The following is a 17,298-nucleotide window of genomic DNA, read 5'->3' as shown; positions in this document are numbered from 1 at the left end:
GTGCTCTGGCGCGTCTTGATCGCCACGCGCTGCCACCTGCCATCGGCCAATCTGATGTTGTTCAACTGAGCAACCCAAACGCCGGGAAACTTCTCGACGATGTCGCTGCCGTACAAGTTGAGGAGCAAGGCCAGGCGACGCCCTGTAACAAGCGCGAGGAGGGGGAGCATCGCAGATTCCAAAAGACCGCTGTCGCAGCCGGTCTGAAACAGCGCGTTTATTTTGTGAGACCCCAGGGGTGAGCTTGTAGCCGGAAGCGGCGCTGTATTGGGATATGTGAGCTTTGCGTTCTTTAGCGGAGACGTGTAGCCATGCCTTGTTCCCGCCTTGGCAAGCGCCGTCTGTACACAGCCTACGGCGATGCCTTTGAGCGTGCTCAGGGAGAGCGGTTTCATAGTGAGATCAAGATTCGCCCGGATCATTTCCCTGGGTGCCAGTTCAAGACGGCGGTCTTTCTCTTCGGCAGGCCAATACCGGATGAATTCGATATAGGATTGCAGATCGGAAGCCGTGTAGGTGTCGGCCGGGTGATCGCCGATTAGATCTACAAACAGGACGTGGTACATGCGCACTCGACTGATGTAGGTCTTGGCGCTCCCTTTGGAGATCAAATCCTCGATGTGCTCGTCCGATACCTCGGTGAACAGGGGCTTTGACGACGGTGGCCGGCTGACTTTTCGGCGATCGAACAGGAAGCTTGGCGCGCGACCGCTGGGCAGGCTCTGCGTGACGAAGCGTCCTTCTCCCGGCCGAAGCTCGGCCCACAGAGGATCGAGAACTTCGACCGCTTGCGCTGGTCGTGTGATCGGTGCGTGTGAATGGCTGTGCAACGTTGGCTGTTCAGCAGCCAGACGACACGCTAGCGGTTTGGCGGGGTCGATGCCCGGCTCACCAATGCCCTTTGGACGGTCAGTTTGGTCAACAGGCGGTGTCGCTTCATTTTGAACCCGGGGCATCCTGTCGTCACCACCGACACTGAGTTCGGCCTTGAAGTCTTCGAGCGCCTTCTTTTGACCCAGTTCGACGTATCGTTCGCGCAAGAGATCGGCATTGTCGACGATCACGGCGTCATATTCGAGGCCGGACGCCTTACGATGAACCTGCTTGTTGATCGCGGCGATGTGGCCGAGTGGTGAGTTTTCGTCGGCACCGGCCTCAAGCGTGCGCAAAGCCATGCGCAAGGCTCCGGCAATCTGCGCTACCGGATTGTCGCCTGGAAACAGGAGATCAGGTTCGAAGTGGGGGTCGCCAATCCGGGCGAGATACGCGTCGTGCGTCTCGCGGTCTAAATCGAAGGGCGCTTCGGAATCGACACCACTCATGTTTTGCACCCTTGCCAATTTCTCGAACTCGACCCGCGCGATAGACGCCAGCCGATCGGCGAACATGCGGGCGCGCTGTTTGGGTATCGGTCCCAGACTGATCCGGACGGGTCGCGATCCGCGCCCGCCGCCAATCTCCTTGGGCAACTTAATCTGAAAAAGGTAACTCCTTCCAGACTGGACGAGATAGGGCCCCGCGCCGCGGCGCTTGACGGCCTTTTGCGACGCGTCTGACCGTGCGTCATTTTGCGATACCCGCGACGATACCCCGTGCGATACCCGATTTTCTTCCATCGTGCCGAACCCTTCGAGTGGGGTCGGATCGGGCAGAAAAAGCGACGAAAAAGCTGTTATTCAAGTTGATTTCGGGGAAATCAAATGGCGGAGGGGATGGGCCTGGGGTCGAACCTTCTCTGGCGAGTTGCCTCTCCACGCGGATGACGATGCACACAGGTCTGCTTGCACGCGCGCCACCGGCTGCCAGCGGGATATCTTTCCAGGCTGGGCCGACTGGTTGGCATATTTCAGAAACTCCCCAGCAACGTTCCCAGGGTGATCAGCACGATCAGCGCGAGGATCGGGACGGCCACGGCGACGACGGCGACATCAAGATAGGCCTCGCGGTGCGTCAGGCCGCAGATTGCTAGAAGCGTGATGACGGCACCGTTATGGGGCAATGCGTCGAGCCCGCCGGTGGCCACCGCGGTCACCCGGTGCATCAGCTCCGGCGAGATACCCGCGGCCTGGGCCATCTCCAGATAGACGCCGCCGAGCGTGGTGAGCGCGATGCTCATGCCTCCGGACGCCGAGCCGGTCATCCCGGCCAGAAGGTTGACCGAGATCGCCAGCGAGATCAGGGGATTGTCGCCGCCGATCCCGATCACCGAATCACGGATCAGCGCGAAGGCCGACAGCGAGGCGATGACGGAGCCGAACCCGACAAGGCTCGCGGTATTGAAGATCGGCAGCAGCGAGGCGTGGGCCCCGGCATCCAGCGAGGCGGTCAGCCTCGGTAGGCGCGACCAGTTCACGGCGATCATGAGCACGATTGAAATGACCAGCGCGGCGATTATGGACCAGATGCCGCGCACCGCATCGATGGTCACCGAGCCATATTCGGGCGCGGCAAGATAGTCGGTGTCCATGGCCGGGATGACGAGGGCGGTAAAGGTGAGGTTGATGGCGATCACCGTGACGAGCGGCAGTGCCGCCAACATGAGGGCCGGCGGCGCGGCCGGACGCGCCCCGGCCGGGAGTTCGCCAATGTCGAAGCCTTCGCCCGCGGCGCGCTCGCGCAAGGCCCTGTCAGTGCGCCGTTCAGCGTCGGGGTGGTCGCCGTAGCCTTCGGAGGTGGCCCGCGCCCGTCGCTCCAACCACAGTTGGCCAAGCGCAAACATAATCAACGCCGTCAGGATGCCGAGCCCCGGCGCGGCAAAGGGCGACGTGCCGAAATAAGGCATCGGGATCGCGTTCTGGATCGCCGGCGTGCCGGGCAGCGCGGTCATGGTGAAGGTGAAGGCGCCAAGAGCGATGGTGCCCGGTATCAGCCGCTTGGGGAGATTGGCGCGGCGAAAGACTGCTGCAGCGATCGGAAACACGGCGAACGCGACCACGAACAGCGATACCCCGCCATAGGTCATCGCCGCGCATGACAGCACCACCGCCAATATGGCGCGGTCGCTGCCAAGCCTCCGGATCGTGGCGTTGGCCAGAACCTCGGCACTGCCGGTATCCTCCATCAGCTTGCCGAAGATGGCCCCGAGCAGGAAGACCGGGAAGTACTGGACGATGAAATCACCCGTCGCCACCATGAAGATCTGAGTGTAACTGGCAAGCAGCGGCCGTTCAAACGAGGCGAGCACGGTGAGCAGGGCGAGACCCGGCGCCAGGATCAGCAAGGTGACGCCACGGTAAGCGAGATACATGAGCCCGCCGAGCGCAGCAACGACGACCAGGATGCCATACATTTGCGACTACTCCGCTGACCGGTTGGCGCTCGACTTGTTGGACCTCTGCATCGGCCGCAGCGAGTCGACGAACAGCGCGTCGAGGTCGAACGTGGAGCGCACGCCGAGGTCACCAAAGTTCGCCTCTAGCCAATGGTGCGCCCAACCCCGGCCGCGCTGTTGCAGGTGGCTGAGGAATGTCCATTCGGCGTTGAGCTTGCTGGAGGCGTCCAGGTCCTGCAGCTCCTCATCAGCATGGATCAGATGGACCCGCATGTCGCGGTAGCGTTCCGTCTCAAGCCCCTCCGCCTCAATAAGTTTGTGCAGCAGCTGGATCGCCCGAAGGTCCTTTATGAGGCTGGAATTGAAGCTGATCTCGTTCACCCGGTTGAGGATCTCACGCCCCGTTCGCGGCAGTTTGCTGCGAGTCATAGGATTGATCTGGACGATCACCATGTCACGACAGTCGGTCTCGTCGACTAGGGGGTGAAGCGCTGGATTGCCGATATAGCCACCGTCCCAATAGGCTTCGCCATCGATCTCCACCGCCTGGTACACCGATGGCAGACAGGCCGAGGCCATGATCGTTTCCACCGACAGATGCGGCTGGGTAAAGACGCGCGCCTGGCCGGTGCGCACATTGGTAGCGGTGACAAAGATCTTCGGCATCGCGCAGGCATTGACCCGATCGAAGTCGACCGTGCTGGCTACGAGGTCGCGCAACGGATTGATGTCGAGCGGATTGAGCTCATAGGGAGAGAACTGCCGTGACAGGTTGTCGAAGAATTGGTAGCCGGGCGACTTGTCGAGGTTGAAGTTGCCGGTGAGCCTGTTCCACCAGCTGCGCTGCACCGGCGAAAAGCGCGCTGCAACGCTCACGGCCCGCCAGAAGGCGGCGAGCGCCTCGCGCGCTCCCTCCCGGCCACGCTCTTGAAATCCTTGCGCAAGCACCACGGCATTCATTGCCCCAGCGCTGGTCCCGCTGATGCCGGCGATCTCCAGCCGTTCGTCTTCCAGGATGCGGTCGAGCACACCCCAAGTCAGCGCCCCGTGGGACCCGCCGCCCTGAAGCGCCAGATCGATCGTCTTTTTGGGCTGTTGCTGGACCATATCGCCCTCCACACATGCGCTTCCCGCGTCTACGCCGCGGCACGACTCTCAGGCCGCCATCATGATGCGGATGGCGGCTGCAAACCACCACCCCGCCCAGACAGCGGCGGCGGTCAACAGGAGGCCGGTGGCAACCGCCCAGCCGAACGCCGTCGCCCCTCCGCGAAGGGCCAGGACGATCCGCACACCGGCATTCACGCTGATCGCTGCTGCCAGCGGCACGACCGCCTCGGATGCCGGCAACTGCCCGGCAACAACAAGCGAGGCAAGCGCAACGGCAGCGGATCCCGTGCTCACCAGCCCCGCGAGCGCCGCCGACACCAGGACGGCCTCGCTTCCGAAACGGTCGTTCAGGACAGCGGAGACGACGATGACCGTCGCCACGATCGTCGCAAAGCTCAATGCGCCCTGGACGCTGAAAATCCGGCTGGGAAGTTCGAGCCCATCGAGCTCTGCGCCGCCGCCGCGCGATCCGATGCGTGCAAGCAGGATCCCATAGAGGAAGGCCACGCCCGAAGGGATGATCAGGATCGGGGCTGCAAGTGTGAACATCGAGGGGCTGAGGAACAGCAGTACGATGCCGGTTTGCGCGAGCGACGAAACCGAGGAGAACGTGACACCAGCAGCAGCGGGATAGGCCTCGAACGGCCGATCCTGCACCTTCTTCAACATGGCCGCCACGGTGGCGGTGCTCGACACGAACCCCGAGAGGAAACCGCTCAGCGGCAGCCCCAGCCGTGAACCGAAGACCCGCGTGCAGACGTGGCCGACAGCGCCGATCGCCATGACGAGAATGACGATCACGAACAGGTTTTGCGGATTGATCGCCCCGCCCGGACCCAAGCCTTCGTTGGGCAGGATCGGCAGGATCAGTAGCGCCGAGACGCCGAGGATGAGGCCGTCGCGGATCTCGAAGTCGTTTAGCACCGAGCGACTGAACTCGCGCAGCACTGTGCGCGCGGCCAGGAGCGCCGCGACCAGAACCCCGGATGCCGCCGCGAGGAACGTGTGCTCGATCGACAGTGCGCCCAGCACGACCACGATCAGCAGCGCAAGGCTGGTCGTCAGGCCCGCCTGACGATCCGGCTGAGACAGATGCGTCACCATGCGCAGGCCGCCGATGACGGCGACGGCGACGGCGAGCATCGGCCATCCACCGGCAATCTGACTCAGCGCCCCGGTCAGCGAGGCGAGCGCAAAGGTGCGCACCCCTGCCTGGGCGGGGCCTCCGGTCGTTCCCGCATTCCGCTCGCGTTCGATCCCGATCAAAAGGCCGATGCCCAAGGCCTCGAGCAGCAATAACACTTGAGAGGTTTCCAAGACTATTTTACCATTCTTTGTTGCATCCAACGAACGAATGACCGGACAGTAGGCGGTTTGGCGGCTGCCGTTGCAGTCAGGCCCACCTTGTGCTTTGCGCAGTGCCGTATCGCAACGGATTTCGAGCTATGGCTGAATCTGGGTGACGCGGCTCGGTCACCAGCGAGGCTGGCTTGTCGCTCGCCCGGATCGCGGCCCGGATCTTCGGCGTGGTCGTCCCCTGCTCGTGAAGCGAGATCAGCATTCCCAGCCCTCGTCCGTTTGGTGGGGAAACAGTCCAATGGATTGTCTTCCTTCTTGTCCGCCGCACCCCCCGCAGGATCGATTTTGCCTTGAACAGGGCAATCCAGCGAGAGTCTATGTCCTCATCCGGGATGGAACGCCTGGGGCACCAGTAAGCCCTATCGTTCGGCCAACAACTACAGTAAACAAAATCCACGCATCATGATTTGGCGGCCGTGAGCCAGTTAGATGAGATAGTGGGGATTAGAGCATGAAAATGCTTGCGACATCAGTGCGCCTCGTGGCCTTCTCAACGTTCTGGCTAGCGCTGACAGGGGGCGCAATGGATGCGCTGTACTACGGGGCGCCAGCGGTCCTGCTGACAACCTCAATCAGCCTTGCGCTTTACCCGGCGACACAACCGGGGATTCGGCTGTGGTGGGCGGTCCTGTACGTGCCGCACCTCCTGCTCCGCGGCTTCTTAGGTGGTCTGGACGTCGCGCGGCGAGTGCTCGACCCACGTCTGCCCGTCCGGCCCGGCTGGCGCCGGGTGCCGCTCTTGACGAATATCGCTGAGGTGAATGCCGTCCTTGGCGGGGTCGTCAGCGTTCTGCCTGGCTCATTGGCCGCAGGGATCCGCAATGGCGCGTTGGAGGTTCACATGCTTGACACCGAAGATTTCAACCTGCGCAGCCTTCAGGCAGAAGAACGCCGCGTGCTACGCTTGTTTGGTATGCCTGTCGTTACCCCTCGCTACGCAGGAGAAAATCGTGGACGCAGCTGACCATTTCATGGTCGCCGCCGTCGTTCTTCTGCTCACGCTGGCGCTGGCGCTTTTTCGTGCCTGGTTCGGGCCACGGGCGATCGACCACGTAATGGCAGCGCAACTCGTCGCGACCAGCGGGGTCGGCGTGGCGCTGACGCTGGGCGCGGCCAGGGACGACGCTTCGATGCTGGATGCGGCCTTGGTTGGCACAGTGCTGGCCTCGGTGGCAATTCTCGCTTTTGTGCGGGACGGCCAGAGTGATGCGGACGAGCCCGGAGACCCAAAGCCATGACATTGGCCGATTACCTGGTCCCTGCGCTTCTTTACATCGGTGTCTTTTTCTATGCGGCCGGATCGTTGGGGCTGCTCAGGTTTCAAGATGCCGAGTTAAGGCTGCACGCGCTTACCAAGGCCGACAACGTCGGTCTGGGCTTCGTGGCGCTTGCCGCCGCGTTGCACTGGGGTTCGGTGGCTGTCGCTTTCAAGATCGCCGCCGTCTGGCTGTTCGCGCTCATGGCCGCCGGAGCGACCGCACAACTGATGGCGCGCCGCGCGAAGACTGCGGCCGAGCGGGGCACGGACCGATGACGCTGGCATTCGACCTCATCCTCTGCCTGATGATCGTCGGTACTGCAGCCGCAGCGCTTCTCACGCACAACGCGCTGGCGGCAATCGTTTTTTTCATCGTTTTCGGCAATCTGCTCGGACTGGCATGGCTGGCTATGAACGCAGTCAATGTCGCCATGGCAGAGATCGCCATCGGCGCGGGCATCACCGGAGTTTTGCTGATACTGACGCGGCAACGGCTGATGGCGCTTGGTGACGATCTGGTCAGCGCCGAGACGCCCGGCTGGCTACGTGCCGGCGCGGTGTTGGCCTGCACTGGTTTGACGGCGCTGGTTGGGTCCGCGGTCCTGAGTGTCGCGCCCGCAGACGACTTGGGCGGGCCAATCGCCGCGCTGCTGCCGGAGCTTGGCATCGAGAACCCGGTGACTGGCGTGCTTCTGGCCTTCCGGGCCTATGACACATTGCTGGAAACATTCGTCCTGCTGGGCGCGCTTGTCGCAGTCTGGTCGCTCGCCCCGGGAAATGCATGGCCGCGCCCGCCCGCGTCACTGAACCTGGCGGAAAGCGGGGGGGGAAGCGTCGCTCAGGCCTTCGGACGGTTGCTCTTGCCCTTGGCGCTGGTGATGGCGGCCTATCTGGTCTGGGCCGGGTCGGACTTTCCGGGTGGAGCGTTTCAGGCCGGAACCGTGCTTGCCGGCGGTCTGATCATCGCCGCGATCGGCGGAGCGGTCGCATGGCCGCGGGCCGACAACAGCATTCTCCGCGCGGTGCTTGTGCTTGGCCCGGGGGTCTTTCTCATCATCGGCCTGGCGGGAATCGCACTGGGCCGATTCCTGTTCTATCCGCCAGGCTTCGCGAAGGCCATGATCGTCGCGATCGAGTACAGCCTTGCGCTGTCGATCGGCGCGACCCTCGCGCTGCTACTGGCGGGTCGGTCGGTAGCGCCGGATCATAGGAGCTGACTACTGCATGCCAACGTTAATGCATCTTTACCCGCTAACAGGGGCGGCATTGGTGGGGCTCGGCCTCTACGGCATCGTGACCCTGCGTCATCCGTTGCGTCAGCTTCTGGCCGTCAATGTGGTTGGTGCCGGTATCTTCCTGATCCTCGGTGGACTCGGGCGCGGCACCGCTTCGACCGATCCGTTCCCGCAGGCGCTGGTCATCACCGGCATCGTCGTCGCGGTGGCGCTCACCGCTTTCGGTGCTGCGTTGGTTGTGCGCGTGGCCGAGGAGGAGCGGGCACGAGATGACACCGCGGCGGTCGAAGCGACCGGCGACAGTGCATGAGCCCGCTTGACCTGCTTGTCGCAGTGCCCCTCGCTCTGATGATCGCGGCGGTGCTGCTTGGGAGCCGGGGACGCTTATTGCTACTGGCGGCAATTCCGGTCATGGCGGGTCTGACGGTGTGGCTGCTGCTACTGCCAGAGGGTACCGCCCATATAGTGGGTGACTGGAACCTGCCGCTGGGAATCCTGTTGCGTGCGGATGGGGTGGCACAGCTTTTGGTGGCAGCCACGTCAGCCTGCGCTTCGATCATTGGACTGTACGCGCTGCGCGAATTCGCGCCCGGGCCGAGCGGGTCGGAGACCGCCCACGGCTATGCCTTCTGGCCGCTCTTCTACCTGTTGTGGGGCGGAGCAAATGCTGGATTCCTGACCACCGATCTCTTCAATCTTTATGTCGCGCTGGAAATGGTCAGCCTTGCCGCGGTGGCGATGGCGGCGATGGGCTCGCTGCGCGCCGCGCTGCAGTACTTCGTGGTCGCGCTGGTCGGATCGCTGGCCTACCTGCTAGGCGTCGCGCTTCTGTTTGCCAATTACGCGACAGTGGACATCACACTGCTGGCCGGGACAGCGAGGCCGGACCTTGCGACCAAGGTCGCACTGGCGGTGATGACGGCGGGACTGCTGATCAAGGCGGCGGTCTTTCCGCTGCACGGCTGGCTGCCGCCAGCCCATGCCGCAGCACCCGCACCCGCCAGCGCCCTGCTCTCCGCGATTGTCGTCAAGGTAGGATTCGTGATCCTGCTGCGCCTTTGGTTCGAGGCCTTCCCGGCCATCGTAGCCCCTGCGGCACTCGATGTGCTTGGCTGGCTCGGTGCGCTGGCGGTACTTTACGGCTCGATCCAGGCGATCCGGCAGGAAACCCTGAAAGCCCTCGTGGCCTATTCGACCGTGGCGCAGATCGGCTATCTGCTGCTGGCTTTTCCGCTTGTCGTGACAGCGGCAGGGTCCGACCGGGCTTGGGCCGGAATGACAATCCATGCGATAGCCCACATGCTTGCGAAGGCTGCGATGTTCCTCGCGGCCGGGCTTATGCTCAAGGCGGTGAACGGCCACCGCTTGGAGGACCTTAGTGGCCTTGTGCGGGTAATGCCGCTGACGGTGGCTGCCTTCGGGCTGGCCGCGATATCATTGATGGGCCTGCCGCCCTCGGCCGGCTTCATAGCGAAGTTCCTCCTGCTCGAGGCTGCGCTGGAGCAAGGCGCCGTGTTCCAGGCCGCCATCCTGCTCGTTGGCGGGTTGATGGCCGCAGTCTACCTGTTCAATCCGCTATCCAGGACCTTCGCCGGCAGAGACACACCGGTTACCGAGGCAAAGGACACGTTGCAAACCGCCGCTCCGCTGGCGCTGGGGCTTCTGGCAGTGTCGCTGGGGTTCGCCGGACAAGCGATGGTCGATATCTCTGCAGGGGTGTCCCAGGCAGGGCCTCCGGCGGCTGCGGTTGGGGAGGTCCCGTGAACAGTCTTTTACCCCTGCTGCTGGTCTCGCTGACAATCGTTCCGGCGCTGATCAGCTTTGCCCTGCCGGACCGCCTCGCGGTCTGGCGCGACGCGATCAACATCGGCTTCGCCCTGAGCAAGCTGGCGCTCGTGGGCGCCTTGCTGCTGGCAGCACGCGAGGGCACGATCACGGAATGGCGCTACGAATTCCTGCCGGGACACGAATTCATCCTCCGGCCGGATTCACTTTCATTGCTGTTTGTCACTCTCTCTGCCTTCCTGTGGCTGATAACCACCGTCTATGCGATCGCCTATTTCAAGCGCGGACCCCACTTGGGGCGCTTCTTCGGATTCTTCAACCTCTGTGTCCTATCGGCGACCGGAGTGGCCATTTCTGGCACGGCGATCACCTTCTTCCTCTTCTATGAACTCCTGACCTTGGCGACGTGGCCGCTGGTCGTCCACAAGGGTGACGAGAAGTCCCTCCGCGCGGGGCGCATCTACCTGATCTATACGCTGGCAGGCAGCGCCGCCTTTCTGGCGGGCATCGTCTGGCTGAAGTCGCTCGTCGGCACGATCGAGTTCACGGCACCGCCTGATCTGACCGGGATCCCGCGGCTGGAACTCACGCTGATCTTCATCCTTTGCATCGGCGGGCTCGGCGTGAAGGCGGCGCTCATCCCGTTCCACGTATGGTTGCCCGAGGCGATGGCCGCGCCCGCTCCGGTGAGCGCGCTGCTCCACGCCGTGGCCGTGGTCAAGGCCGGCGCGTTCGGGATCCTGAGGATGATCTACGACGTTTACGGAATCGATACGGTATCGGAGCTTGGCCTCGGCACGCCGCTTGCCTTGTGGGCCGGAGCGACCATCCTCTATGGCTCGTTCCGCGCCGTGATGCAGACCGACATCAAGAAGCGGCTGGCCTATTCGACGGTCAGCCAGGTCAGCTACATCATTCTCGGGGCCAGCCTGATCGGCCCCTTCGCGATCATCGGCGGGCTGGTGCATCTGGTGCATCAGGGGATCATAAAGATCACTCTTTTCATGTGCGCAGGGGCGCTGGACAACCGGATGGGGATCAAGTTGGTGGCGGATCTCGACGGTGCCGGGCGGGCGATGCCGGTGACAATGGCAGCCTTCAGCATCGGCGCGCTCGGCATGATCGGCATTCCGCCGACCGCAGGTTTCATCTCGAAATGGTACCTGGGGATGGGAGGGCTGCAGTCCGAGGCGAGTTGGGTCATCGCCGTTCTGGCGGGATCGTCACTTCTGAATGCGCTCTACTTCCTGCCGCTGCTCTACCGCGCCTGGCTGCTTCCGCCATCGAAGGAGCTGGCGCCGGTACGCGAACTGGACGGCGCGTGGAACAGGATGCTGGTCCTCCCCGCCGCGGTGACCGCCCTGATAACATTGGCGGCCGGAGCCTTTGCGACTTTTCCGTTCAGCCCGCTGAGATGGGCCGAGCTGATCGCCGAGAGTGGCTATCTGAAATGACAATCGCACCCAGCCTTCTTCTGTTGGTCGTGATCCTCTGGCCACTCTTTCTCGCCTTTCTGTGCCTGCTGCCGAAGCTGGGGCCGAGGATGCTTTTGGCGCTGCCGCTTGGGCCGCTCCCGGCACTCGCCGCCGTGTTCCTGGCGCCGCGAGACCAGACCCTGAGCGTGCCTGGGGTACTGCTCGATGGCGGACTCCGACTGACCGAAACGGGGGTGCTGTTTCTGGGCGGCGCCGCGCTGCTGTGGTTCTGGGCTGGGGTTTATGCCCTGCGGTACATGCGCGGCGATTCCCGCGCGCAAACCTTTGCCCTGTTCTGGATGCTGGTACTCGCTGGAAACCTGGGTGTGTTTCTGGCAGCGGATCTGGCGACCTTCTACGTGTCCTTCGCGCTGGTGTCGCTGGCCGCCTATCCGCTTGTGATCCACGATCGCAAACCCGCGTCGATGAGGGCCGGCGTGGTCTACATCATCCTTGCAGTTGTCGGCGAAACCGCGCTGCTGGCCGGTTTCATGATGATCGCCCATGCGGCAGGGGGAACGATCCTCATAGAGGGGGTTCGCGACAGGCTCGCCGACCCGGGGGCCGACCCGCTGGTGCTGTGGTTGCTGATTGCGGGTTTCGGCATCAAGGCGGGATTGGTCCCGCTGCATGTCTGGCTTCCGGTGGCACATCCGGCGGCGCCGGTCCCGGCCTCGGCGGTGCTGTCTGGCGCCATCGTGAAGGCGGGCATCTTCGGGCTGGTCACATTTCTGCCTTGGGGCAGCGCCTGGCCGATCAGTGGAACGCTGCTGGCTCTTGCGGGGTTCGGCGGGCTCTTCACGGCGGCGCTCTACGGGGCGATGCAGGGCAATCCAAAGACGGTGCTGGCCTATTCAACAGTCAGCCAGATGGGGCTTCTGATGGGCGTGATGGGCGCGGCGCTGGCGGCGGGCCTGCCGGCGGCTTCGGTTCTGCCGGCGGTAGCGCTTTATGCGCTGCATCACGGGCTGGCCAAGGGGGCGCTGTTCCTGGGCGTCGGCGTGGTCGGCAAGGCTCGGGGCGTGGCGCGGGGCTTGGTGATCGCGGCACTGGCAATGGCCGCCTTGTCGGTGGCCGGGTTGCCGCTAACCGCCGGCGCGCTTGTGAAATCGGCGATCAAGGGTCCCGCAGGCGACTTTGGCGCGACGTTAATCGGCCTCTCGGCGCTGACCTCAGGGCTGTTGCTGGTGCGCTACTTTTTCACCCTTCCCGCGCCTGCAAAATCTGGCGGCCCGCCCGGTCTCATGGTCGTGCCGCTGGTAGCGCTGTCAGCCGCCGCGCTTGGCCTGCCGTGGTCACTCTATGCCCGGGCAACGGGCAATGCGCCCTACGAGGCGATTGACCTGTTGGCGCTCGGCATCAGCGCCTGGCCCCTTGGGCTCGCGGCAGTTCTCGTCATCGCCGCGTTGGGAACCGGACTGCGCGCCCCGTCGCTGGCCGAAGGCGACCTGCTCGGCCCGGCAGCCCGGCTCAGCGCGAGGGCAGCCGCCGTTGCCCGGGCAGCCGCATTGGCGGGCCGATCGGAGAGGCCGGGCGAAAACGGGCAGCTCTTGGCGGAGATCGCCGAGGGGCTTGAGCGTCTGGAACGGCTGATCAACGATCGTGCGGCCACGTCGGCCGCCGTTATACTGATTGCGCTGGGCCTGTTCGCTGCGCTTACCTGACGGCGCCGCGTGCGAAACTAGTCAGCGATCGCCGTTCAGCGGAGATGTCCACCAGCCCACCGAGTCTTTGGCAGCAGCAAGTAGTTTGCTTTTAGTTTCGTATTGTGAGGCTTTTTCTGCCAGACGCTTTTTGCAACGTCCTCAAGTCACTCGCGTCGACCGAGGAACTGCAGCAGGAACATGAACATGTTGATGAAGTCGAGGTATAGGCGCAGCGCGCCCATGATTGCCGACTTCTGCAGCCACTCCTGGTCGCCTTGGGCGGCATGCGCAACGTATTCGTTCTTGATTGCCTGAGTGTCGTAGGCGGTGAGTGCGGCAAAGATGAGGACGCCGATGATCGAGATCGCGAACATCATCGCCGGCGACTGCAGGAAGATGTTGATGACCATGGCCACGATCAGACCGATCACACCCATCATCAGGAACGTGCCGAGACCGGACAGATCCTTTTTGGTCGTGTAGCCGTAAAGGCTGAGCCCGGCGAAGGCGACGGCGGTCACAAGGAAGGTCTGCGCGATTGAGACGCCGGTGAAGACGGCGAAAATCCAGCTGATCGACAGGCCCATGACCGCGGCAAAGCTGTAGAACACCAGCTGGGCGGTCGCGGCCGACATCCGGTTGATCATGCCGGCAAAAGCAAACACCATGATCAGCGGCGCGAACATCACCGCCCAGCCGAGGATGTTCGGCTGCATCGTCACCGGGTCGCGGAAGATCGCCATTAAAGACGGGGCGGTGCCCACAGCCCAAGCGACGCCGCCGGTAAGCAGCATGGCGACAGACATCAACCCGTAGACCCTGTTCATGTGGGCGCGCAGGCCTTGGTCTACCTCGGCTGTCCGGACGCCAACCGTGTTGCGGCTGCGAACGGATTCATACTGTGCCATACAAAGGTTCCAATTCGTCCAAATGCGGCAGATCCAAAACGAACCGCCCGCTGCATGAGATATGCTCTGCAGGTAGGGTCTTTACAAGCAAGGCCAGGGGGGCTCTGCTTACTATTTGTACAGTGCGCTGACAGTAAGCGAGGCGCTCGGGCAGATCATCAAGCGTGACTACGTCCGCGTCACGCCGCTCCCGACGCCGGCGAAGCGCCTGACCAGATCGACGGATGGTTCCACGACTACAGAAGGACCAAGACAGGGCTATGCATGCACCTCGCCGCGCAGTTCAGGCGCGCCCAGCAACCCGCTGCCGCCCTTGGCACCGCCGAGATCGCTCGCATCGCCTGAAGACAGCGCGTAAAGGGGAAATCTCGCCGGAGCGCCGAGTCGCACAACAACGCCCTGTGATGGCGTCGGAGCCGTGGGATAAAGTTCTTTGCGGAACGTTTGATCCAGGCCTGGATTCACGCGACTCTGAGCGTCACCGGCGCGCTGCTTGAAAATGCCGGCTTAGTGTGGAGCAAGTGATGCCGGCATTGGAACGGGCAATAGAAGCGTTGATCTTTGCGAGCCGATGGATCCTGGCTCCTTTTTTCCTTGGCCTTCTGGTGGCGATGGTCGTGTTGCTCTTCAAGTTCATGAAGGAGCTGCTGGACCTCGTCCTCAATATCTGGACGACCTCTCGAGCGATGAGGCACGCGAGCTCAACGAGATCGCGGCGAAGTTCGGATCGGTCGATGCCCGCGAGGCCGACGACGCGTTCGAGCAGGGAGCCTGGGTCGAGCGGCTTTACGAGATCATCCCGGCGGAGATGACGTTGAGCAGCTTCATCGAGACGCGGTGCGCCCGCACCTTCCGCAGCGCGCGGCAGTACCGGCAGGTCCACCAGAATCTCTCGGCGCACCGCAAGACCGCGGTCGCGCTGCGCGTCCATCCGACGACGCTGATCGAGCTTGCGGCGGGCACGGTGAGCCCGGAGCAGATCGCGACGGTGTTCGAGATGTACCGCGCGGAAAAGCGCCCGTCGGTCTCGGCGGTCAAGAAGTACCTGAAGAGCGGCATGCCCGGCGCGGACGGCACTGACGCGAACGGCCCCGTCGATTCCGGCGGCGGTGGGGGATTGGGGGCAAAGGCGCGAGAACGTGTCTCGGCCGACGCCAAACGGTTCGTCACGATCCTGGTCGCAATCGGGAACGTAGCGTTCAAAGCGCTCGAAACGCACAAAGGCAAGGACCACAAGATCCGCAGCATCCTTGCGAAGGCCTTGCCGAACGAGGCGCGGCTTGCCCGGGCAATCCTGCTCACCATGATCTCGTCGCCGAACGCTCCGGCGGGGTCCGAGTTCATCACCGTCGAGGTCGACCGGTCGGGCCGCTGGGGCGCGGTCGAGAAGATGCTCGAGATGCTGTCGAACCCGAAGGCCTACCCGCAGGGGCGTGATGCGACCATCTGGATCGCCGAACAGGTGTTGCCGGCGATCTCCTGGGCGATCGGCAAGGATCCGAGCTGGCGCAGCGATCTCGCGCGTAAATCGGTCGCCGCCCCGGCGTTCGATGCAGGCGACGCGCTGGCAGACGGCTTGGCGGACGATGGCGGCGAGGCCGAAGTCGAAACGCCGATGCCCGAGCCGCTGGCCCAGCTTGCGACGGTCGGCGGCGACAACGTCATCGACTTCGAACCGCAATCGCCGCGCCCACGCTAAGGCGCGCCGGCCGCGTTGCCCTGAAGTCCAAGCCCCCGCCGGAAAACGGCGGGGGTTTTTCTTGCCCGGCGCGCTCGGGCTTGCTGGCGATCCCAATGAACGCGATTGAGATCAGGATCCGGGTTGGCGTTGCGGTTGTGTTTGCTCGAGCTTCGTGCGGCCATCGCGTCACTCGGCGGTGCGCGGTGGACGGCAACGGTTCCCGATCGAAGTCGCGGGCCCCCTATCACTTGGGAGCCCCGCATTAACCAACAACCGGCTTTGAGCCCCAGGGGCCCCTTGAGCCCGATGCTCGCGCCGGTCATGTATGGGGCGTGGACGGCGACGCCAATTGCGGTTCACGCAATCAGCGGCCCGAGCCGGCGCGCCAACGCCGATCCCGGGCCTGACCCTCAACCTCAACAGACGAGGAATCGGGCTATGAGTATCTCTAACGGACGCGCTGCGTCCGACCAAGCGGCGCGTGCCGCCAGCAACCATTCCGTCAACCCCGCGCGCCTCGGTCTCGACCGACCCGGCTCCGACAACGGCAGGGCGGTCCCGTCCGATCGTCCATGGCATCGGCTGGATGCGGGCCAGCTGAACGAGGCCTTCGATCGCCTGATCGACAAGACGGTGACGGCCGCCGCATCGCCAGCGGCGACCGACCAGCTTGATCTGACCTTCGGCTCGCTCGGCTCGATCGCGTCGTTCATTCATTCGGCTCACTGCCATGACGGTCTGATGCTTCAAGCCGGGCTGGCACTGATCACGGCGATGCATCCGGACCTGACCGTCCTGACGCGCGACGTCGAGCTTCCGATCACCGAGGCCGCACAGGCCCTGATCGCCCGCAACCGGCCGACCGAGCTCTCCGGCATCCGGCTTGCTGCCGAGGTCTTTGCCCGTGAGCATTACAAGGCCGATCTCGTCATCGTCGACGAGGCACGACGCTATGCGGTCGTCTGCGACGTCAAGCGGTCGATCGCTTCCTATAACGCCGCCAAGCTCGGGCGGCTGAAGGCCAAGCTCCTCGCTTGCGCCGTCGTCGCGCCCGATCATTTGCGCAGCCGTCACCAGATCGATGGGGTGCGGATCTGCCATGCCGCGATCCTCGATCTGTCCGGCCATACCGATCTGTCCGACCCGGACGTGTTCGGCATTGACGCGCTTGACGCATTCCTGCGCATCGAGGGGGCTGGTGCCGCACTGCGGGATCTGAAGCGCCGGTTCGGCGCGGCGGTTCAGGCGGTCTTGGTCGACCGGTTGCGGACGGCCTATCCCACGGCAATGGGTTCTGATCGTCTGGAAGCGGTTGCTGGCAGGTCCGGTTTACGTGACCTCCGTGAACGGGCGTCGGCCATGGATGCCGCGCCGGATGCCGATCGCGATGACGGACCTGACGACATGGACGCCGATGGATCTGCATCGAGCGACGTCATCGCGGACACCGGGCTTCCGGATGGACCATCCGATGCTCGTGCCCAACGCATGCTGGCGATGATGCCGGTAATCTCGGTCGCGCTCGCGCGCCCGGCGGCCGGCACGGCCTGACGCCGCCGGCCGCGGCCCC

16 protein-coding genes are annotated in these 17,298 nt (G+C 63.8%); 11 read left to right on the top strand and 5 right to left on the bottom strand.

Annotation, left to right across the window (positions count from 1 at the left end; all coding sequences use genetic code 11):
- The 4 genes from ACT6QU_RS12955 to ACT6QU_RS12940 all read right to left on the bottom strand — a co-directional run.
- Positions 1–1,616 (bottom strand): hypothetical protein (locus tag ACT6QU_RS12955; RefSeq protein WP_444836974.1); only part of this gene is annotated, 1,616 nt, incomplete at its 3' end.
- Positions 1,617–1,846: 230 nt separating this feature from the next.
- A complete protein-coding gene (locus tag ACT6QU_RS12950; RefSeq protein ID WP_130990764.1) occupies positions 1,847–3,289 on the bottom strand; it encodes a GntP family permease in 1,443 nt (480 codons plus the stop codon).
- Positions 3,290–3,295: 6 nt separating this feature from the next.
- A complete protein-coding gene (locus ACT6QU_RS12945) occupies positions 3,296–4,378 on the bottom strand; it encodes a patatin-like phospholipase family protein (RefSeq protein WP_264227072.1) in 1,083 nt (360 codons plus the stop codon).
- A 48-nt stretch (positions 4,379–4,426) separates the two neighbouring features.
- Positions 4,427–5,683, bottom strand: coding sequence for an MgtC/SapB family protein (locus ACT6QU_RS12940; protein ID WP_444836973.1), 1,257 nt, complete (start codon positions 5,681–5,683; stop codon positions 4,427–4,429).
- Positions 5,684–6,191: 508 nt separating this feature from the next.
- On the opposite strand from ACT6QU_RS12940, the gene ACT6QU_RS12935 reads away from it, so the two are divergent.
- The 8 genes from ACT6QU_RS12935 to ACT6QU_RS12900 are packed head-to-tail and all read left to right on the top strand — an operon-like array spanning position 6,192 to position 13,157.
- Entirely contained in the window at positions 6,192–6,704 is a 513-nt protein-coding gene (locus ACT6QU_RS12935) for a Na+/H+ antiporter subunit E (RefSeq protein WP_088411786.1), read from the top strand.
- On the top strand, positions 6,691–6,978 hold the full coding sequence (locus ACT6QU_RS12930) for a monovalent cation/H+ antiporter complex subunit F (RefSeq protein WP_198398661.1): 288 nt from the start codon (positions 6,691–6,693) through the stop codon (positions 6,976–6,978). The genes ACT6QU_RS12935 and ACT6QU_RS12930 overlap by 14 nt, the downstream gene beginning before the upstream one ends.
- Entirely contained in the window at positions 6,975–7,274 is a 300-nt protein-coding gene (locus tag ACT6QU_RS12925) for a cation:proton antiporter (protein ID WP_088411788.1), read from the top strand. Before ACT6QU_RS12930 ends, ACT6QU_RS12925 begins: the two co-directional genes overlap by 4 nt.
- A complete protein-coding gene (locus ACT6QU_RS12920) occupies positions 7,271–8,215 on the top strand; it encodes an MnhB domain-containing protein (protein ID WP_088411790.1) in 945 nt (314 codons plus the stop codon). Before ACT6QU_RS12925 ends, ACT6QU_RS12920 begins: the two co-directional genes overlap by 4 nt.
- A 7-nt stretch (positions 8,216–8,222) precedes the next feature.
- Positions 8,223–8,543, top strand: a complete 321-nt coding sequence (locus ACT6QU_RS12915) for an NADH-quinone oxidoreductase subunit K (protein WP_088411792.1) — start codon at positions 8,223–8,225, stop codon at positions 8,541–8,543.
- Entirely contained in the window at positions 8,540–9,997 is a 1,458-nt protein-coding gene (locus ACT6QU_RS12910) for a complex I subunit 5 family protein (protein WP_089389411.1), read from the top strand. The genes ACT6QU_RS12915 and ACT6QU_RS12910 overlap by 4 nt, the downstream gene beginning before the upstream one ends.
- Positions 9,994–11,472: a complex I subunit 5 family protein gene (locus ACT6QU_RS12905; protein WP_444836972.1), complete on the top strand. Its 1,479-nt coding sequence runs from the start codon at positions 9,994–9,996 to the stop codon at positions 11,470–11,472. Before ACT6QU_RS12910 ends, ACT6QU_RS12905 begins: the two co-directional genes overlap by 4 nt.
- A complete protein-coding gene (locus ACT6QU_RS12900) occupies positions 11,469–13,157 on the top strand; it encodes a complex I subunit 5 family protein (RefSeq protein ID WP_165456313.1) in 1,689 nt (562 codons plus the stop codon). The genes ACT6QU_RS12905 and ACT6QU_RS12900 overlap by 4 nt, the downstream gene beginning before the upstream one ends.
- A 146-nt stretch (positions 13,158–13,303) precedes the next feature.
- Here the strand turns inward: ACT6QU_RS12900 and ACT6QU_RS12895 are convergent, their stop codons facing one another.
- Entirely contained in the window at positions 13,304–14,047 is a 744-nt protein-coding gene (locus ACT6QU_RS12895; RefSeq protein WP_169288842.1) for a Bax inhibitor-1/YccA family protein, read from the bottom strand.
- Between the two features lie 524 nt (positions 14,048–14,571).
- Between ACT6QU_RS12895 and ACT6QU_RS12890 the strand changes: the two genes are divergently transcribed.
- The 3 genes from ACT6QU_RS12890 (at position 14,572) to ACT6QU_RS12880 (ending at position 17,279) form a co-directional block, all read left to right on the top strand.
- Entirely contained in the window at positions 14,572–14,859 is a 288-nt protein-coding gene (locus ACT6QU_RS12890; protein ID WP_444836971.1) for a YqhA family protein, read from the top strand.
- 2 nt (positions 14,860–14,861) lie between these two features.
- Entirely contained in the window at positions 14,862–15,746 is an 885-nt protein-coding gene (locus ACT6QU_RS12885) for a hypothetical protein (RefSeq protein WP_444836970.1), read from the top strand.
- Positions 15,747–16,034: 288 nt separating this feature from the next.
- Positions 16,035–17,279: a hypothetical protein gene (locus ACT6QU_RS12880; protein ID WP_444836969.1), complete on the top strand. Its 1,245-nt coding sequence runs from the start codon at positions 16,035–16,037 to the stop codon at positions 17,277–17,279.
- Positions 17,280–17,298 lie beyond the last annotated feature (19 nt).

It is taken from the genome of Aliihoeflea sp. (genome assembly GCF_052435475.1).
GTDB lineage: Bacteria > Pseudomonadota > Alphaproteobacteria > Rhizobiales > Rhizobiaceae > Aliihoeflea.
Note: the sequence above shows the minus strand (reverse complement) of the source record. Positions and strands in the feature narration are given on the sequence as shown.

Coding starts and splice junctions, on each gene's coding strand:
- ACT6QU_RS12950 (WP_130990764.1), bottom strand. CDS start 3,289: ATGTATGGCATCCTGGTCGTCGTTGCTGCGCTCGGCGGGCTCATGTAT.
- ACT6QU_RS12945 (WP_264227072.1), bottom strand. CDS start 4,378: ATGGTCCAGCAACAGCCCAAAAAGACGATCGATCTGGCGCTTCAGGGC.
- ACT6QU_RS12935 (WP_088411786.1), top strand. CDS start 6,192: ATGAAAATGCTTGCGACATCAGTGCGCCTCGTGGCCTTCTCAACGTTC.
- ACT6QU_RS12925 (WP_088411788.1), top strand. CDS start 6,975: ATGACATTGGCCGATTACCTGGTCCCTGCGCTTCTTTACATCGGTGTC.
- ACT6QU_RS12920 (WP_088411790.1), top strand. CDS start 7,271: ATGACGCTGGCATTCGACCTCATCCTCTGCCTGATGATCGTCGGTACT.
- ACT6QU_RS12915 (WP_088411792.1), top strand. CDS start 8,223: ATGCCAACGTTAATGCATCTTTACCCGCTAACAGGGGCGGCATTGGTG.
- ACT6QU_RS12910 (WP_089389411.1), top strand. CDS start 8,540: ATGAGCCCGCTTGACCTGCTTGTCGCAGTGCCCCTCGCTCTGATGATC.
- ACT6QU_RS12900 (WP_165456313.1), top strand. CDS start 11,469: ATGACAATCGCACCCAGCCTTCTTCTGTTGGTCGTGATCCTCTGGCCA.
- ACT6QU_RS12895 (WP_169288842.1), bottom strand. CDS start 14,047: ATGGCACAGTATGAATCCGTTCGCAGCCGCAACACGGTTGGCGTCCGG.
- ACT6QU_RS12890 (WP_444836971.1), top strand. CDS start 14,572: ATGCCGGCATTGGAACGGGCAATAGAAGCGTTGATCTTTGCGAGCCGA.
- ACT6QU_RS12880 (WP_444836969.1), top strand. CDS start 16,035: ATGCTCGCGCCGGTCATGTATGGGGCGTGGACGGCGACGCCAATTGCG.